The 16085-nt window shown below is 40.5% G+C and carries 13 protein-coding genes, 2 tRNA genes and 2 pseudogenes; 10 read left to right on the top strand and 7 right to left on the bottom strand.

Features of this window, described 5'->3' with window-relative positions; all coding sequences use genetic code 11:
* The first annotated feature begins 67 nt into the window (after positions 1–67).
* Genes hrpA through HYD28_08730 form a run of 3 tightly spaced genes read left to right on the top strand, consistent with a single transcriptional unit; the run spans position 68 to position 4750 of the window.
* A complete protein-coding gene (gene hrpA, locus HYD28_08720; protein QLE09039.1) occupies positions 68–3958 on the top strand; it encodes an ATP-dependent RNA helicase HrpA in 3891 nt (1296 codons plus the stop codon).
* Between the two features lie 55 nt (positions 3959–4013).
* Positions 4014–4445, top strand: a complete 432-nt coding sequence (locus tag HYD28_08725) for a response regulator (GenBank protein ID QLE09040.1) — start codon at positions 4014–4016, stop codon at positions 4443–4445.
* Between the two features lie 8 nt (positions 4446–4453).
* Entirely contained in the window at positions 4454–4750 is a 297-nt protein-coding gene (locus HYD28_08730) for a PilZ domain-containing protein (GenBank protein QLE09041.1), read from the top strand.
* A 9-nt stretch (positions 4751–4759) separates the two neighbouring features.
* Here HYD28_08730 and HYD28_08735 read toward each other — a convergent pair whose 3' ends face one another.
* Complete coding sequence (locus tag HYD28_08735; GenBank protein QLE09042.1) at positions 4760–5950, bottom strand: class I SAM-dependent methyltransferase; 1191 nt, start codon at positions 5948–5950, stop codon at positions 4760–4762.
* Between the two features lie 135 nt (positions 5951–6085).
* Here HYD28_08735 and HYD28_08740 point away from each other — a divergent pair, with 135 nt between their 5' ends.
* Together HYD28_08740 and HYD28_08745 are read left to right on the top strand one after the other, a co-directional pair.
* Positions 6086–6733, top strand: coding sequence for an HD domain-containing protein (locus HYD28_08740; GenBank protein QLE09043.1), 648 nt, complete (start codon positions 6086–6088; stop codon positions 6731–6733).
* 1 nt (position 6734) lies between these two features.
* Complete coding sequence (locus HYD28_08745) at positions 6735–7127, top strand: VOC family protein (protein ID QLE09044.1); 393 nt, start codon at positions 6735–6737, stop codon at positions 7125–7127.
* Positions 7128–7143: 16 nt separating this feature from the next.
* Here the strand turns inward: HYD28_08745 and HYD28_08750 are convergent, their stop codons facing one another.
* Together HYD28_08750 and HYD28_08755 are read right to left on the bottom strand one after the other, a co-directional pair.
* Positions 7144–8133 (bottom strand): two-component system response regulator, encoded by a 990-nt coding sequence (locus HYD28_08750; protein QLE09045.1) that lies wholly within the window; start codon positions 8131–8133, stop codon positions 7144–7146.
* Positions 8130–11459, bottom strand: coding sequence for a PAS domain S-box protein (locus tag HYD28_08755; protein ID QLE09046.1), 3330 nt, complete (start codon positions 11457–11459; stop codon positions 8130–8132). The genes HYD28_08750 and HYD28_08755 overlap by 4 nt, the downstream gene beginning before the upstream one ends.
* 137 nt (positions 11460–11596) lie before the next feature.
* Here HYD28_08755 and HYD28_08760 point away from each other — a divergent pair, with 137 nt between their 5' ends.
* A complete protein-coding gene (locus tag HYD28_08760; protein QLE09047.1) occupies positions 11597–12667 on the top strand; it encodes a GGDEF domain-containing protein in 1071 nt (356 codons plus the stop codon).
* Here HYD28_08760 and HYD28_08765 read toward each other — a convergent pair.
* Positions 12664–13644, bottom strand: a complete 981-nt coding sequence (locus HYD28_08765) for a pentapeptide repeat-containing protein (GenBank protein QLE09048.1) — start codon at positions 13642–13644, stop codon at positions 12664–12666. The two genes, HYD28_08760 and HYD28_08765, sit on opposite strands and share 4 nt — an antisense overlap.
* Positions 13645–13743: 99 nt before the next feature.
* Here HYD28_08765 and HYD28_08770 point away from each other — a divergent pair, with 99 nt between their 5' ends.
* Positions 13744–14427: a M48 family metallopeptidase gene (locus HYD28_08770; GenBank protein QLE09049.1), complete on the top strand. Its 684-nt coding sequence runs from the start codon at positions 13744–13746 to the stop codon at positions 14425–14427.
* Here the strand turns inward: HYD28_08770 and HYD28_08775 are convergent.
* Positions 14373–14543 (bottom strand): annotated as a pseudogene (locus HYD28_08775) (pentapeptide repeat-containing protein). The gene HYD28_08770 and the pseudogene HYD28_08775 sit on opposite strands and share 55 nt — an antisense overlap.
* Between HYD28_08775 and HYD28_08780 the strand changes: the two are divergent.
* Positions 14539–14817, top strand: a pseudogene (locus HYD28_08780) (pentapeptide repeat-containing protein). The pseudogenes HYD28_08775 and HYD28_08780 sit on opposite strands and share 5 nt — an antisense overlap.
* On the opposite strand, the gene HYD28_08785 reads toward HYD28_08780, so the two are convergent.
* A tRNA-Tyr gene (locus tag HYD28_08785) sits at positions 14781–14865 on the bottom strand. The pseudogene HYD28_08780 and the gene HYD28_08785 overlap by 37 nt on opposite strands.
* Before the next feature lie 48 nt (positions 14866–14913).
* Positions 14914–14998, bottom strand: a tRNA-Tyr gene (locus tag HYD28_08790).
* A 112-nt stretch (positions 14999–15110) separates the two neighbouring features.
* Here HYD28_08790 and HYD28_08795 point away from each other — a divergent pair.
* Positions 15111–15626, top strand: coding sequence for a queD like 2 (locus HYD28_08795; protein ID QLE09050.1), 516 nt, complete (start codon positions 15111–15113; stop codon positions 15624–15626).
* A gap of 150 nt (positions 15627–15776) precedes the next feature.
* The gene (locus HYD28_08800) at positions 15777–16076 is read left to right on the top strand and encodes a hypothetical protein (protein ID QLE09051.1); all 300 of its coding nucleotides are present in this window, start codon (positions 15777–15779) and stop codon (positions 16074–16076) included.
* Positions 16077–16085 lie beyond the last annotated feature (9 nt).

The following is a 16085-nucleotide window of genomic DNA, read 5'->3' on the forward strand; positions in this document are numbered from 1 at the left end:
CCATGACCACCTGATAGATTATTTGATACAATATCAATCTATTGGTTAAGAAATATAAGGGTATCGGGTGGTTAACCTAGGTCCGCTGTTCGGCGAATTAAAAACGTGTTTACGCAAAGATCAATTCATCTTCAAAAAACGCCTTCATGGCATCAAAAAAATCAACGATGAAACTAAGCAAGCAAACATAGCGCAAAAAATAGCAGAAGATATTAGCCGTTCTCAGCAATTGCGCGAGCAACGTTTGGCTGCCTTGCCAAAAGTGACTTACCCAGAGCAACTACCAGTTAGCCAAAAGAAAGATGACATTAAACAGGCCATCGCCAATAACCAAGTCGTGATCATTGCTGGTGAAACAGGCTCAGGTAAAACCACGCAGATCCCAAAAATGTGTTTAGAGCTTGGCCGAGGTGTTGATGGATACATTGGCCACACTCAGCCTCGTCGACTCGCTGCACGCAGTGTAGCGAATCGTATTGCAGAAGAAATGCAGTGCGAGCTAGGTCAACAAGTGGGTTTTAAAATTCGCTTTAGCGACCAAGTCTCTGACAATAGCTACATTAAATTGATGACAGACGGTATTTTGCTGGCTGAAATTCAACAAGACAGATACCTAAATCAGTACGATACTATTATCATCGATGAAGCCCACGAACGAAGTCTGAATATCGATTTCATCTTAGGCTATTTAAAAAATTTACTGCCAAAGCGACCAGACTTAAAAGTTATCATCACCTCAGCGACGATTGACCCTGAGCGTTTTTCTAAACATTTTGATAATGCGCCAATTATTGAAGTATCAGGCCGTACTTTCCCAGTAGACGTTCGCTATAGACCAACTACTGAAATCAACAAAGATGATATGGAAGCGGATGGTGACCAATTACAGGGGATTTTTGATGCTGTCGATGAGCTTTGCGATGAAGGCCCCGGCGATATTCTGATTTTCATGAATGGTGAACGAGAAATTCGCGATACTGCTGATGCGTTATCAAAGCGAAACCTCAAAGGCACGGATGTTTTACCGCTCTATTCGCGTTTATCAAACGCAGAACAAAACCGAATTTTTGCGCCGCACAGCCGCCGTCATATTATTTTAGCCACCAACGTTGCTGAAACGTCATTAACGGTGCCAGGTATTCGCTATGTTATCGATCCAGGCACTGCGCGCATTAGCCGTTATAGCTATCGTACTAAGGTACAACGGCTTCCGATCGAACCAATTTCGCAGGCAAGTGCCAATCAGCGAAAAGGCCGCTGTGGTCGTATTGAAGCGGGTATCTGTATTCGCTTATACAGTGAAGAAGACTTTAATTCGCGCCCAGAGTTTACTGATCCTGAAATTTTACGCACCAACTTAGCCTCTGTTATTTTGCAAATGCTCGGTTTGGGACTTGGCGACATGCAGCAGTTTCCGTTTGTGCAAGCGCCTGATAGTCGTAATATTAACGATGGTTTGACGTTGCTTGAAGAACTCGAAGCCATTAAGCCTGCAAAACGTCACAAGAAAACCGAACTGACTAAGTCAGGTAGGAGCTTAAGTCGATTACCGGTAGATCCACGTCTAGCGAAAATGGTGCTAACTGCTGATAGCTTAGGTGCACTGCGTGAAGTGATCATTATTGTTGCGGCATTGTCTATTCAAGATCCAAGAGAACGACCGCAAGAAAAACGTGGCGCAGCAGACGAAAAACATGGTCGTTTTGATGATCCAGATTCAGACTTTATCGCTTTTCTAAATCTGTGGAATTACCTTGAAGAGCAGCAATCAGAATTGAGCAATAGCCAATTTAGAAAGTTATGCCAAAAGGACTTCTTAGCCTATATGCGCATCCGTGAATGGCAAGATATAGTCTATCAGCTATCGACGGTTTGTAATGAAATGGGCATGAAGGCTACCACCAATGTTGCTGATAGTGACCGAATCCATCAATCTTTATTAAGCGGTATGTTAAGCCATATTGGTTTTAAGGATGAAAAACAGCTTTATAAAGGTGCACGCAATAGCCAGTTCCATATTTTCCCTGGCTCAGGCTTATTTAAAAAGAGCCCAAAATGGATTATGTCGGCAGAGCTTGTTGAAACGAGCAAGCTTTATGCTCGAATCAACGCGCGTATAGACTTGAAATGGGTTGAAGGCTTTGCGCAACACCTAGTTAAGCGCAGCTACAGCGAACCGCATTGGGAGAAAAAGCCTGGTGCAGTTATCGCGTTTGAACAGCAAACCTTGTATGGGCTGTTAATTGTTAATAAGCGCCGCTGTGTGTATAGCAATATTGATCCTAAAGTCAGTCGTGAGTTGTTTATTCGCACCGCTTTAGTAGAACAAGAGCTGGGTCAAAATGAAGGGTTTTTACAGTATAATCAAGAGTTAATTGAAGATATTCAGGTACTCGAAAATAAATCACGTCGGCGTGATATCTTGGTCGATGAACAAACCTTATTTGAATTCTACGACAAGAAAATTCCGCAAGATATAAATAATCGTGCCGCATTTAATAAATGGTGGAAGACACAAAAGCAAAAGGATAAGCGCTTTTTGCACATGTCTCGAGAAGAGTTAATGCAGCATGGTGCTGATCATGTCACTGAGTTTGACTACCCTGATACTTGGCAGCAGGACAACTTGTTATTACCTCTGGCTTATCATTTTGATCCGGGTCAGGCAGTCGATGGTGTTGCGGTACAAATTCCGGTAGCGCTTCTAAACCAAGTACAAGAAACAGGCTTTGATTGGCACATTCCAGCATTTAGACATGAGTTAATTTGTGCGCTAATTAAGTCGCTACCAAAGACAATTCGTCGCAACTTTGTGCCTGCACCAAACTACGCCGACGCCGTACTCGCTGCAATTGAGCCTATGCAAGGCAGCCTAATTGATGCAATCAGCACTCGTTTGTTACGTATGACAGGGGTTCGTGTGGAGTCTGATGCGTGGGACTTATCAACCCTTGCTCCGCATTTACGCTTGCAGTTTGAAGTACGTGATGAACACAATAAGTTACTCGCTCGTGGTTTAAACTTGGCAAAGCTGAAAGCCCAGTTACAAGGCAAGGTAACGGATACCTTATCGAAAGTAGCCGACAAGGGCATAGAGAAAGCCGATTTGACCGAGTGGAGCTTTGGTGAGTTACCAAGCTCTTATGTGAAAAAGCAGGGTCAATACGAAATCAAAGCGTTTCCAGCACTCGTGGATAAGAAAGATTCTGCAGCGGTTGAGCTATTTGATAATGAACACAAAGCACAGCAGGCGCACCAACAAGGTTTACGTCGCTTAGTATTATTAAATGTGCCATCACCGATTAAATATTTACAGCAAAATTTACCAAATAAATCTAAATTAGGTTTGTACTTTAACCCTTTTGGTAAGGTGAATGACCTAATTAATGATTGTATCGCCGCAGCAGTGGATAGCCTATTAACTAAATATGGCAACATCCGTACTGCAGATGCATTTGAAAAAGCCAAGGAGCAAATTCGCGGAGAGCTCGGTGATACTGTTGTTGAGATTGCCACCCAAGTAGAGCAAGTGCTGAGTATAGCTCATGGCTTAAATAAACGTATGAAAGGTCGTGTTGATTTAACTATGATCACGGCGCACGGTGATATTAAATCACAGTTACAAAGCTTGGTGTTTAAAGGCTTTGTCAGCCAGCATGGTGCAGCAAAAATGACGGATTTAATTCGTTACTTAAAAGCCATTGAACGACGCTTAGAAAAATTACCAGTCGACCCTAATCGTGACAGGCTGTGCGTGCTTGAACTTGAAAAAGTGGCTGAGCAATATCAAAAGTTAGCGAATAAAATTCCTAAGGGTATGCCTATTCCCGAAGAAATAAGCGCGATATTTTGGATGCAACAGGAGTTACGTGTTTCTTTATTTGCACAAACACTAGGGACGCCTTATCCTGTATCTGCTAAACGTGTTTTAAACGCAATCAAAGAATGTGAGTTATAATACTAAGGAATGAGCAGTGAGCTAAGCGCTTCCTTGCTTTAAGTTACAAACACAAATGCTAAAAGGAGATTATGTGGGCATTGAAAAGGAAAGACCGATCTCAGTTCCTGAGCGAGCGGTAAATCGACCGCGACCAAGCATTTTGGTCGTTGATGATGAATATTTTAATTTTGAAATGCTCAAAGCAAGCCTTGGAGATGAGTTTTCGTTAAGCTATGCAAACTCAGGCACATCGTGTTTAACGTCAGCCATAGCTGAGCCGCCAGATGCTATACTGTTAGATGTTTGTATGCCGGGCTTAGATGGTTATGATACTTGCCGATTACTAAAAAACACCCCAGAAACAGAGCAAATCCCTGTTGTCATGGTGTCTGGCCTTGAAACCGAGCTTGAACAAAAAGCGGGGTTTGATGCTGGGTGCGACGCCTATGTAGTGAAGCCTTTTTCTGTTAAAACATTAATAGAGAAAATAAAAACACTGGTATAGGAGGCCATATGTTTCATGAGGAGAAACGCGACTTTCGCCGCATGCAAATTCATACCCCTGCAAAACTTATCCCGTTAGATGTTGCTAATGGCGCAGAAATTGAGGCGATATGCACTGACTTAAGTGCAACAGGGCTTGCAATTCATCTTGATGAAGCTTTAGAAATAGGCCGTCTTTATCGCGTGTTAATTGCTTCGACTAGCACCGCTATTACCTCATTTGATGCTACAGCACGGGTGATACGAGCAACCAAGGAGCAAGATGGCTCCTTGAGTGCCGGTTTAGAAATTGTAAATTTTAACTAATCTCTTTGCTTAGTATACTTTACAGATTAGGCCTTTAAGATAAAAACCTTCAGGGTAGCTGCCAGCAATCGGGTGGTCGGCAGCTTGATTTAGTCGCTCCATGATCAATAAGTCTTTACCTGCATCAAGGGCAGCATCCGCAACCACTTTCTGAAATAAATTTTGTTCCATTAACCCAGAACATGAAAATGTCAGTAAGGTTCCCCCAGGCTTTAAGATTTGCATCGCAATCATATTGATATCTTTATAACCACGGCATGCTCCGGTCAATTGTGCTTTATTATCAGCAAATTTAGGTGGATCCATTACAATAGTATCAAATTGCACACCCTCATCACGGTATTGGCGTAACAGCTTAAAGACATCTTGCTTGACGAAATCAACTTTAGATAAATCAAGGTTATTATGCTCAACATTACGCTTAGCAGTATCAAGCGCTGGTTGTGATACATCGACGTTAGTGACGTGTTTACAACCGCCACGCAAAGCATAGAGTGAGAATGTACCTGTGTAGCTAAAGCAGTTTAATACTGTTTTGTCTTTCACAAAGCGTTCAAGCGCAGCGCGGCTGTCACGCTGGTCTAAATAAAAACCTGTTTTATGGCCCTCAATAATGTCTACTTCAAGCTTTAAGCCATTTTCTTCGATTAGTACTGGTCCAGTTGGCTCTTTACCCCAAAGTATACCTTTGATTGGTTCAAGGCCTTCTTTAGTACGAACATCAACGTCTGAGCGTTCGTAGACATCGCAGCCAGGAAAAATAGTCATAAGTGCAGCGACTATTTCACCTTTATGTCGCTCTGCGCCTGCACTTAGGAGTTGGCAAACCAGTACATTGTCAAATTTATCGATCGTGATGCCTGGTAAATAGTCAGATTCAGCGGCACTTAAACGAAAACCCGTTAAACCACCTTCACTGATCACCTGCTGTCGAGCATCATAAGCACGGCGTAAACGCTTTTCAAAAAATGCTTGGTCAATCACTTCGTTTTTATCAAAGCTCCATACGCGAGCACGAATTTGCGATTGCGGGCTGTAAGCAGCAATGGCTAAAAATTTACCGTCATTATCATAGATAGTGACAGTATCACCTAGTCCTGGCTTACCCTTTACTTTCTTAATGGCTTTTGAGAACACCCACGGGTGTTTTCTTTTTAATGATTTTTCTCGTCCAGCTTGCAGGTAAATAGCAGATGACATAGGGATTCTCGCGTCAAACAAAAGGGGGCATAGTTTAATGAAGCGCTGACAAACATACAATGAATGTTTTGAACAAATCCAGCAACCACGCTAAAGTAAGCATAATTTCAATTAGTTAATGGTGATAGCCTGTATATGCAGCCAGAAATAGACTTTGCAGTTTTAGAAACTCAGTGTCGAGACTTTATTTTGTCTTTACTTCATGCCGATGTCGCACACGATATTAGCCATATTGAGCGAGTAGTTAGGGTTGCTAAACAGTTATGTATTGCAGAGCAGGCCAACATGGCTGTGGTGTTACCTGCAGCTTGGTTACATGATTGTGTTGCGGTTGCAAAAAACCACCCAGATCGGGCAAAAGCATCGACCATGGCTGCAGACAAGGCGTTAAGTTTTTTAGCCTCAATTAATTATCCAGAGCAGTATTTCAGTGCCATTCATCATGCTATTGTGGCACATAGCTTTAGTGCCAATATCAAAGTTGAAAGTGTCGAAGCGCAAATAGTACAAGACGCAGATCGAATGGATGCATTAGGTGCAATCGGTGTTAGCCGCTGTATGAAGGTAGGGGGCTCAATTGGTCGCTATCTGTACCATAAAGACGATCCATTTTGCTTAAACCGCGAACCCGATGATACAAAATACACCCTCGATCATTTTTTCATTAAGCTGTTAAACATTAGCGAGAGTATGAACACGCCATCAGCGAAAGATGAAGCCAAAAGACGCACAGCTTATATGCTCGAATTTTTAGAACAGTTAAAAACAGAAATTGGCGAGTAATATGGCTATTCCATCTTTATGTGGTGTTGACCATTGCCACTTAAATGTTGATGATTTAGCTAAAGCTGTTGGCTGGTATCAACAGGTACTTGGTTTTACCGTCGTTCCTGAGCTTGCTTTTTGGGATGAAGGAAAAGGTCCGTTAACCCTAGAAGATCAAGCAAAAACGATTCGTCTGGCACTGTTTGAAGCTGAGGGTAGAAGCAAGGGGATTGCTTTTGGCGCAAATGCAGCACAGTTTCTAGAATGGCTTGAACATTTAGCTCAATTTGATATTAAAACTGTTGTTGCCGACCATGGTGTTACTTACTCAATGTATTTTAAAGATTGTGCTGGTAATAGCCATGAAATTACTTCGCATGATTATGAAGCAATTAAAAAAGGCCTCAAATGAGGCCTTTAATTCGCCATTAGCTGGTATAAGTGTTTTTGATTTCTATGATGCTGCCTATTTGGCCGATAAATAAATCAACTAATTGCGGATCAAAATGCTTACCTGCCTCATCTTTTAATAAGTCGAGGGCTTCTTCAATCGACCAGGCTTTTTTATAGGGGCGTTTTGAGGTTAAAGCATCAAATACATCAGCAATAGCTACAATACGTCCTTCAATACTGATTTCTTCGCCTTTAAGGCCATACGGATAACCCGTACCATCCCACTTTTCATGGTGTTCAAGGGCAAGCTTATGAGCTAATTGTAATAGCGGCGAAGGTGAGTTTTCTAAAATCTTCGCACCTATTAAAGCATGTTGTTTCATGTGCTCGTATTCGTTTTCGTTTAAGCGCCCAGGTTTCAAAAGCACGGCGTCGGGAATACCGATTTTACCAACATCATGCATTGGGGCAGCCTGTTTAAGCTGCTCGGCTTCATACTCACTCATGCCATAGGCAAGGGCGAGTACTTTACTGTAGCGGCTCATTCTTGCGATATGCTCACCGGTGTCAGTGTCTTTATATTCGGCAGCTCGACCTAAACGTTGAATCAAATCAATATGAGCTAATTGCAGTTGCTCAGCTTGCACTAGGGATAAGTGATTTTTAACCCGAGCCCTGACAATTGCGGGGCTAATTGGTTTGGTAATATAATCGACTGCACCAAGAGCAAAGCCTTCAGATTCATCTTGTTCATGTGAAAGTGCCGTAACAAAGATAACAGGAATATGCGCTGTTTTAGAATTTGCTTTTAACACTTTACAGACTTCGAAGCCGCTCATATCGGGCATCATAATATCGAGCAAAATCAACTTAGGTGGTTCATTCTCAATAAGTTGAAGAGCAAGTTCCCCAGATTTAGCAAACGATAAGCGATAATCGTTAGCAAGTACTTCACGGATCACTTTTAAATTTGCAGGTTCATCATCGACGACCAAAATCTTTGCACGTTCTGAGAGTTGTGTCATAGGTGTTCCTTAGCAGCTTGGACTGTATGCTTTAAAGTTAATAAAGCGGTACTTGCTGCATCAAAGTCAAAGTTTTCAAAATGCGCACAAATTTCAACAACCTGCTCTTTATAGGTTGTAGGTGCTTGGGATTGCACCAGGCTTAATAAATCATCGTCTATTTCTGCATGCTCAGCTTGCTCTTGCAGTGTGTCAATTTGGCTAATAAATGCGTCCAATGACACTTCGTGTATACGTTGCTGTTGTGAACTGGGCTGCTGCTGATCTGCAAGCAATGCAATTAGAGTTTGCCATTCTTGTTCGCATTCGGCAATGAGTGAAGGGAAGCTTTCCTTTTCACGTTCTTTCTCAGCGTTTGATAACAAATATAATAATTTTGCCAGGGCTAAATTACCTGCGACTCCTTTAAGAGTATGCAAAATTAATTTTTGTTCGTTTTCACTGAGTTTTTGATCCTTCAGTCGTAGAATGCTCTGTTGATGATTGCTTAGGAATAAGCCAATTTCCATATTTAACTTCTCTTTGCTTCCCCACATCAAAACACCTTTGTCGTAGTTGATGTGTTTTCTTTCATCACGCATTTTATTACTAGTGACTTTATTTACTTCTAAACCAAGCACTTTCGCGATTTCATGGTTCAGCTGGTTAATATCAACAGGTTTATTTGCAAAACCATTCATCCCGGCTTGCTTTGTAGTAATTTTATCTTGTTGTAAAACACTCGCCGTTAAAGCGATGATAGGAGTAATTTTTAAGCATCTGACTTTTTCAATTTCACGGATTTCCTTACAGGCAGTTATTCCGTCACATTCTGGCATATGTATATCCATTAAAATCACATCAAAGTTTTGTTGCTCAAATGCAGCAATGGCTTCAAGGCCATTCTGAGCGGTAACTACTGTGTGCCCAGCTTGAGATAATAAAATATTGAGCAGCTCAATATTTTGCTCAATATCATCAACCACTAATATTTGAAGCTTTGGTAAATTCAATTGATTACAAGAAAATACATCTACTTTGTTAATATCACCCTCTTGCAAAGGAAGGGTGAAGTAAAAGCAACTTCCTTTTCCTTCTTCACTATTAGCATCAATTGAACCGCCCATTAATTCAACAAGCTGTTTACTAATAGTGGTGCCTAAACCTGTGCCACCAAAGCGGCGTGTCATAGTACCGTCAGCTTGTTCAAATGGCTGGAAAATAGCATCTAAGCGGTGCTTCGCTATGCCAATACCACTGTCTTGCACTTCAAAAAGTAATTGCTGATCTGGAGTTTGACTTACAGTAATCGTTACAGAACCTTGTTCTGTAAATTTAATGGCATTACCAATGAGATTATTCATCACTTGGCGAATTCGGGATTCATCGCCAATATAAATAGGCGCAACATTATCAGCGATGATCAAATCAAGCAGGATATCTTTTCGCTTAGCTTCGAGCCAAAAGGTCGATACGATGTTGTCGAGTAGCGCTTGTAAGTTAAAGTGCTCAGCGTGAATATCGAGTTTGCCTTTTTCTAATTTTGCAGAATCAAGGACTTCATTGAGTAAATGCAGCAGTGAGCGAGCTGATTTATTCACTGTAATAATATGCTTTTGTTGCTCTTTACTGAGTGGGCTATCCATTAATATGTCGCTAAAGCCAATTATTGCATTCATTGGTGTGCGTATTTCATGACTCATATTTGCCATAAATGATTGTTTTGCTTGTGCTGCAGCTTCAGCTTCTTGTTTTGCTTGTTTAAGTGACTCTTCATATTCGTGACGAGTAGTGATATCAATGAGTACACCATCGATCCACTTTTGGTCAGAGTCACTATTTTCGTTAATTGTTCCTTGGTCTAAAACCCACACAACTTTTCCACTTCGGTGGCGAATGCGGTATTCAACAGCATATTGGTTTTTTTCTGCTATGGCTTTTTCAATAACTTCATCAATATGCACTACATCATCATTATTAATGATTTGAGCAAATGTAACTGTGCCATTGGTAAACTCTTCAGGGCTATATCCTGTTAAGTCAGCAACACTTGGGCTTATAAATTTCATCGTCCAGTGTTCATCTAACAAGCAACGAAATACAGCGCCGGGGGTATTGTTCATTAACGTACGATATTGCTTCTCTTTTTCTTCAAGACTTTGCTGCAGTGCACGTTGCTCTGTTAGATCGGTTATGAAGCCAACAAATAGTGTTTCTGCATTAGGCTGTTTTACTTCACCAAGTCCTAGGCGAATAGGGAATAAGTGACCATCTTTATGTTTTGCATAGACATTTCGGTTAACGCCAATGACTTTTTTAACTTCATGCCTGCTACTATCAGCTAAATAATCATCGTGCTGAGCAGCAATATCGTCGTTCATTAATAGTTTTACATTTTTGCCTAGTACTTCGTCTTGGCGCCAACCAAAAATAGTTTCTGCTGATTTATTAAAGCTTAAAATAATGCCATGAATATTAATCGTGACGATGCCATCTATTGCAGTGCCTAAAATGGCATCTAGACGCGACTCTTCTGCTGATTTTTCTGCAAGTAATAAACGAAAACGCACCATGCCATTAATAATCCCAACCAGGGCGGTTAATAATACGGTGGCAAATGAAACGCTAATGGCGATAAAAGTAAGTTGCGACGTTTGCACGTTTTCGGATAACAAAGGTGAGGTTGCTACAAAGCGTGTTGCCGCCATGCCCATGTAATGCATTCCTGCGACGGCAAAGCCAAAAATAATGGCGCAAATGACACGGGTTTGTAGCATGGTTAGCTTTTTAAAATGTTCGCTAAGATGAAAGCGCGCATATAAGCCTACAAAAGATAAAGCAATTGCCACCACAATTGATGCTGCAAACCAAACTGGATCGTAGCGAAGTAGAGGGCTCATTTGCATGGCAGCCATGCCTGAATAGTGCATGGTTCCTATACCTGACCCTAGCAACACAGAGGCAATTAGCAGTTTAATTGTTTTTGGAATTTGCTTTAAATCTTTGCGTCTCAAAAATGAAAAAGCGGTGTAGCAGGCTAAAAATGCAGGTATGAATGAAAAAAATGTCAGAGTTGGGTCGTACTCAACGTTGGTGCACAAAGAAAAAGCTAACATACCAATAAAGTGCATGCTCCAAATCCCGCCTGACATAACCAAAGCACCGGTTGCACTGCCTAATTTTCGGTATGAATTAAAGTGAGTTCTGTTCGCTAAATCAATGATATGGAGTGAAAAATATGCAGCAAAGATAGCGGTAGCAATAGAAAGTACAACTAAGCTTGGATCATAAACGCCGCTGACAATTAGGCTGGGGTCTTGATTGGTAATAAAAAATTTTGCGAGCATAATATTTTTTTGAAACGGCTTATAAAGCTAGTTTAATACAAATTATTGTTAAATTAGAGAAAAACCTATCACTTAAGTACGTAGTATTGAAAACCTTGACTATATTTAATTAAAAAGGAGTAGTCCGAGGTGAGTAGATGAGAAGAACTGAGCAGACTTTAGTTGAGCAAATGCAAATTAATGATGTCGAAATTCAGCATAGGATGAGCTTATTGGGGCTGAGTTCAAACAGTCTCTCATCTCTTTTGAACTACAAACCTATTATCGAATCAGCCATCGAAAATGTAGTGAATGAATTTTATAAAAAGCAAACCGAAGTTGATGAAATTTCTTTATTAATTGGTGATGCGGATACTTTAACGCGACTAAGAGATGCGCAACGCCAATATATTATTGATCTATTTTGTGGTCGTTACGAACATGAATATGTTAATAACCGCTTACGTATTGGCATGGTACATAAGCGTATTGGGGTTGAACCAAAACTCTATTTATCGGCAGTGTGTACTTTAAAAGAACTCATTTTTAATGTGCTTAGGGCGACAATAAGCGATCAAGCTGAATTGAATCAAACGCTAAACATCATAGATAAGCTAATTTACTTTGATACCACCTTGGTCTTTGACACTTATATTGATAGTTTGGTGGGCGAAATTGAAAATGCGAAACGTCGCACCGAAGTTTACGCAAAAGGCCTCGAAGAAAAAGTTGCGCAGCGTACTCAAGAGCTTGAGAAGCTAGCGAAGCTTGACCCACTCACCAACCTATATAATCGCCGTGTCATGCAAGAGTTATTACAACGGGATCTTGCCAGAGCAAGACGGCACAAATCACCATTAACCATTGTGTATTTTGATCTGGATGACTTTAAGTCAGTAAATGATACGCAAGGGCATTTAAAAGGCGATGAAGTGCTTAAATATATAGGCCAATATTTACTTGAAAATATACGCGAGATTGATATTCCTTGTCGCTACGGGGGAGATGAGTTTTGTGTCATTTTGCCTGATTGCGAGATAGACAGTGGTGTTAATATTTGTGAAAAACTAATAGCTGCATTCGAACAACAGTACCCTGAGCTTCATTTAAGTTTTGGCCTTATAGCAGCACCACTTGATAGCACAGTAGATGCTGAGGAGTTAATTAATCGTGCTGATAAGAAAATGTATCAAGCGAAGGAGCATATAGGCTCATATATTATGCGCTAGCGGGTCATTCGCTTTACAAAGACAACAACGAACAAAGCAAGCGAGAAGCTGCCACAGAATGCTTCTATTGCTGCAATCAACCTTGAAAAGCCAATCGGAGTAATATCCCCATAGCCAAGGGTTGTAAAAGTTACCACACTGAAATAAAAACTATTTAATAATGCCGATAAATTGCTTGTAAATGAGTTTTCAACGCTTAGTTGCATCACTGAATCTTGATAACTTACCCCAAATAAGAAATAACAAAAGGCACAGCAAATAATTAGTGACAAGCTAAAGCGAATAACATTCTCGGGTTTTTCTCCATAACCGCACAGCATGTCAATAAAACTTGAAGTAATTTGCTTGGTTGAACCTCTAGGGTACTGCGCATGACGCATCCGTAATTCTTTGTATGTAAAGTTACCGGCTAGCTCAAATAGCCCTTGATGTTCTGAGGCTTTCCTTAAGTTTCGGTATATTTCTTCTGATTGTTCAAATAAGTCTCGGGCTTCTGCGAATTGTTTATTTTTACGAGCTTTAAATGCAGCCGCTTCTTGTAATAATTGATCGCCCAGTTCGATATTATCAATACGGCTGTCATTGAGTTTAATACCCAGTAGGTTGGTATTTTTTAAATCACAGTAATGCAAACTAGCGCTATGTAAATTGGCTTTCATCAATGAGGCGTTGGAGATTTTGTTATTAAATAAGTGAGCGCCCGTTAAATTCGCGCGGTAAAAATTACAATAAGAGAGATCATAGCCTTCTTCGTCATCCTGTTTGATTAAGTTTAGTCCTGAAAGGTTCGCTCTTTTCAGTTGCAGGCCTTCTAATAATCCCCCTTTTTTTGCATAGCGCTCTAATTTTTGGGTGAGGTCTAGCCCTGATTTATCAAATTTACTATCATGCCAAAAGCAAAATCCAGAGCCCATATCTGTTTCTTGGCACTTGTTACCTGTTGGTGAGGTATAACTACAACATGGTTTATCAGGCATAAGGACGAAAACTTATTTGTTAGTCATCTTTATAGATTAGCAGCTATTTAGCAGGGTAAAATGGAATCTCTCATTTTTATTAATTGAATTGGCTTATATTTGTTAGATTACACCTTAAAGCGCAGTAAACGCAGAACAACAGTTGCAATTAAAGTTGCTGAGCAGAAACTCACTGTTTATGCGCCTTTTTATGTCTCACAAACTGAGATAGATGGTTGGCTAAAGACAAAACAGGATTGGGTCGCAGAACAAATCGCAAGACAATCCTCACAAGCTGAACGACGTCAACTTCCTCTTGTAAACGCGACTATTAAGTTATTCGGTCAGAGTGTGCCGATAATTTTTGCTAAAGGCCCTAAAAGCACTTGGCAACAAGATGCACAATCTCGGCTCACTTTATCTATTTCATCACGGGTCAAATATCAAGAAGCTAACTACTTAGCTCTGCTAGAACGGTTTTTACATGAAAAGCTTGAGAGCTATATTGAAATGCGTGTTCATGACTACTGTTTGCAAATGACTGAAGCTTTACCTGCAAAGTTAAAGATTCAACATTATAAACGTCGTTGGGGCAGTTGTAATAAGCGCCGAGAGCTTTCATTTAATTTACATTTAGCAAGCGCGCCGACATGGGTGATTGATTATGTCATTATTCACGAACTTGCGCACCTCAGACATATGAATCATAGCGCTAAGTTCTGGCAGCGAGTGTGCCATTTTTATCCTGACTATAAAAAAGCAGAAAGTTGGCTAAAAGCAAATGGTAGTAGTTTGAGTTGGTAGCTTAAGTTAGCGAGAGTAAAGTTAGCGAGAGTAAAGTTAGCGAGAGTAAAGTTAGCGAGAGTAAAGTTAGCGAGAGTAAAGTTAGCGAGAGTAAAGTTAGCGAGAGTAAAGTTAGCGAGAGTAAAGTTAGAAAGAGTAAAGTTAGAAAGAGTAAAGTTAGAAAGAGTAAAGTTAGCGAGAGTAAAGTTAGAAAGAGTAAAGTTAGAAAGAGTAAAGTTAGAAAGAGTAAAGTTAGAAAGAGTAAAGTTAGAAAGAGTAAAGTTAGAAAGAGTAAAGTTAGAAAGAGTAAAGTTAGAAAGAGTAAAGTTAGAAAGAGTAAAGTTAGAAAGAGTAAAGTTAGAAAGAGTAAAGAGTGGTGGAGGGAGCTGGATTCGAACCAGCGAAGGCTGAGCCGTCAGATTTACAGTCTGATCCCTTTGGCCGCTCGGGAACCCCTCCACACAGATTTTACTATTGCATTTGGCCCCACTTTTCAAATAAGAAAAGTGGTGGAGGGAGCTGGATTCGAACCAGCGAAGGCTGAGCCGTCAGATTTACAGTCTGATCCCTTTGGCCGCTCGGGAACCCCTCCAATGCAACGGCGCTGATAATAGCAAACTGGTTATTTAAGTAAAGAAAAAAACTAAAGAAAATTACATAAATGCCGATAACTGGTTAATCAAGAAACTATTTGGCTAAAGACTATGCAAATTGATGGTTTGTTGCTCACAGAGAGTCAACTCGATAATCGTCTAAATAAAAGTGTTCAAGAGAAACGCCCTGGGGAGTTTGCTTTATTACTAGCAATGCTTTCTCATGATGTGCTCGATTTTAGTCAGTTTCACCTACCAAAAACTGAATTAACCAACCCTGATGTGTCTGAATCTGTTCTGCGAACTGAATTAGGAGCAGGGCCAGCACAACCATTGGCACCTGAGCAGTTTGACATGCTGATTGGTCAAGAAAATGCTTACAGGCTATTGCAAGGTGGTTTATCAGATATCAGGTTGCGTAATTGCTTAAATCCTGAACCACTGAATATACGTGATGCTAGGCAGCATGTGCCACTTGAAGTGATTGATAACTGTGAACCTGCAGTTAGAAAACGTTTTTACGAAAAGAATAAACCAGTTGAGCGGCCACAAATAGATGCAGCTGCCTTTTATGACAGCCTAAATGATGAAGCTATACATCAACCTCTACATTTAGCAACAGCCTAAGTATTAGCGGCTTAATCGAATTGTCATAGACTCTGAATAAACTATATTTAAGTAAAATGGCAAAAAGTACAGCTAAATTAAGATGTGCTTGTTATAATAGCAGCCTATGGCTTAATGCCATTGTCATTGAACCAAGTTACTAGGACTATAATGAAGAAAACATTCACGCTAAACCACGAGAAAATTAAATATCCTCGTATGGTTGATGCAGCCAAGCACGAAGTAAAAAAATACTTAAAACGTGAGCGTAATAAAACACTCCCAGCAGGTGCTGACTATTGGGCATTTGACTGTAAGTTTGGTGAGTCAGCGGATGAGGCCAATGTCGTTCACGTGGCAGAGATTAATAAGTGTATTAGCGATATCGAAGCTAAAGGGCTTACATCGTTTTACGTTGAGATCTTAGCGCGTCCTGCACAGCGTCAACATCAAGAGTTTGACGAAGAGTAATATCAATAC

The organism is Pseudoalteromonas shioyasakiensis, assembly GCA_013391845.1.
Taxonomy (GTDB): domain Bacteria; phylum Pseudomonadota; class Gammaproteobacteria; order Enterobacterales; family Alteromonadaceae; genus Pseudoalteromonas; species Pseudoalteromonas apostichopi.

Bases quoted from the DNA above. Each gene is read 5' to 3' on its own strand.
- HYD28_08760 (QLE09047.1), top strand. From the start codon at position 11,597: ATGAGAAGAACTGAGCAGACTTTAGTTGAGCAAATGCAAATTAATGAT.
- HYD28_08725 (QLE09040.1), top strand. From the start codon at position 4,014: ATGCTAAAAGGAGATTATGTGGGCATTGAAAAGGAAAGACCGATCTCA.
- HYD28_08755 (QLE09046.1), bottom strand. From the start codon at position 11,459: ATGCTCGCAAAATTTTTTATTACCAATCAAGACCCCAGCCTAATTGTC.
- HYD28_08750 (QLE09045.1), bottom strand. From the start codon at position 8,133: ATGACACAACTCTCAGAACGTGCAAAGATTTTGGTCGTCGATGATGAA.
- HYD28_08765 (QLE09048.1), bottom strand. From the start codon at position 13,644: ATGCCTGATAAACCATGTTGTAGTTATACCTCACCAACAGGTAACAAG.
- HYD28_08795 (QLE09050.1), top strand. From the start codon at position 15,111: ATGCAAATTGATGGTTTGTTGCTCACAGAGAGTCAACTCGATAATCGT.
- HYD28_08745 (QLE09044.1), top strand. From the start codon at position 6,735: ATGGCTATTCCATCTTTATGTGGTGTTGACCATTGCCACTTAAATGTT.
- HYD28_08735 (QLE09042.1), bottom strand. From the start codon at position 5,950: ATGTCATCTGCTATTTACCTGCAAGCTGGACGAGAAAAATCATTAAAA.
- HYD28_08800 (QLE09051.1), top strand. From the start codon at position 15,777: ATGAAGAAAACATTCACGCTAAACCACGAGAAAATTAAATATCCTCGT.
- HYD28_08740 (QLE09043.1), top strand. From the start codon at position 6,086: ATGCAGCCAGAAATAGACTTTGCAGTTTTAGAAACTCAGTGTCGAGAC.
- HYD28_08730 (QLE09041.1), top strand. From the start codon at position 4,454: ATGTTTCATGAGGAGAAACGCGACTTTCGCCGCATGCAAATTCATACC.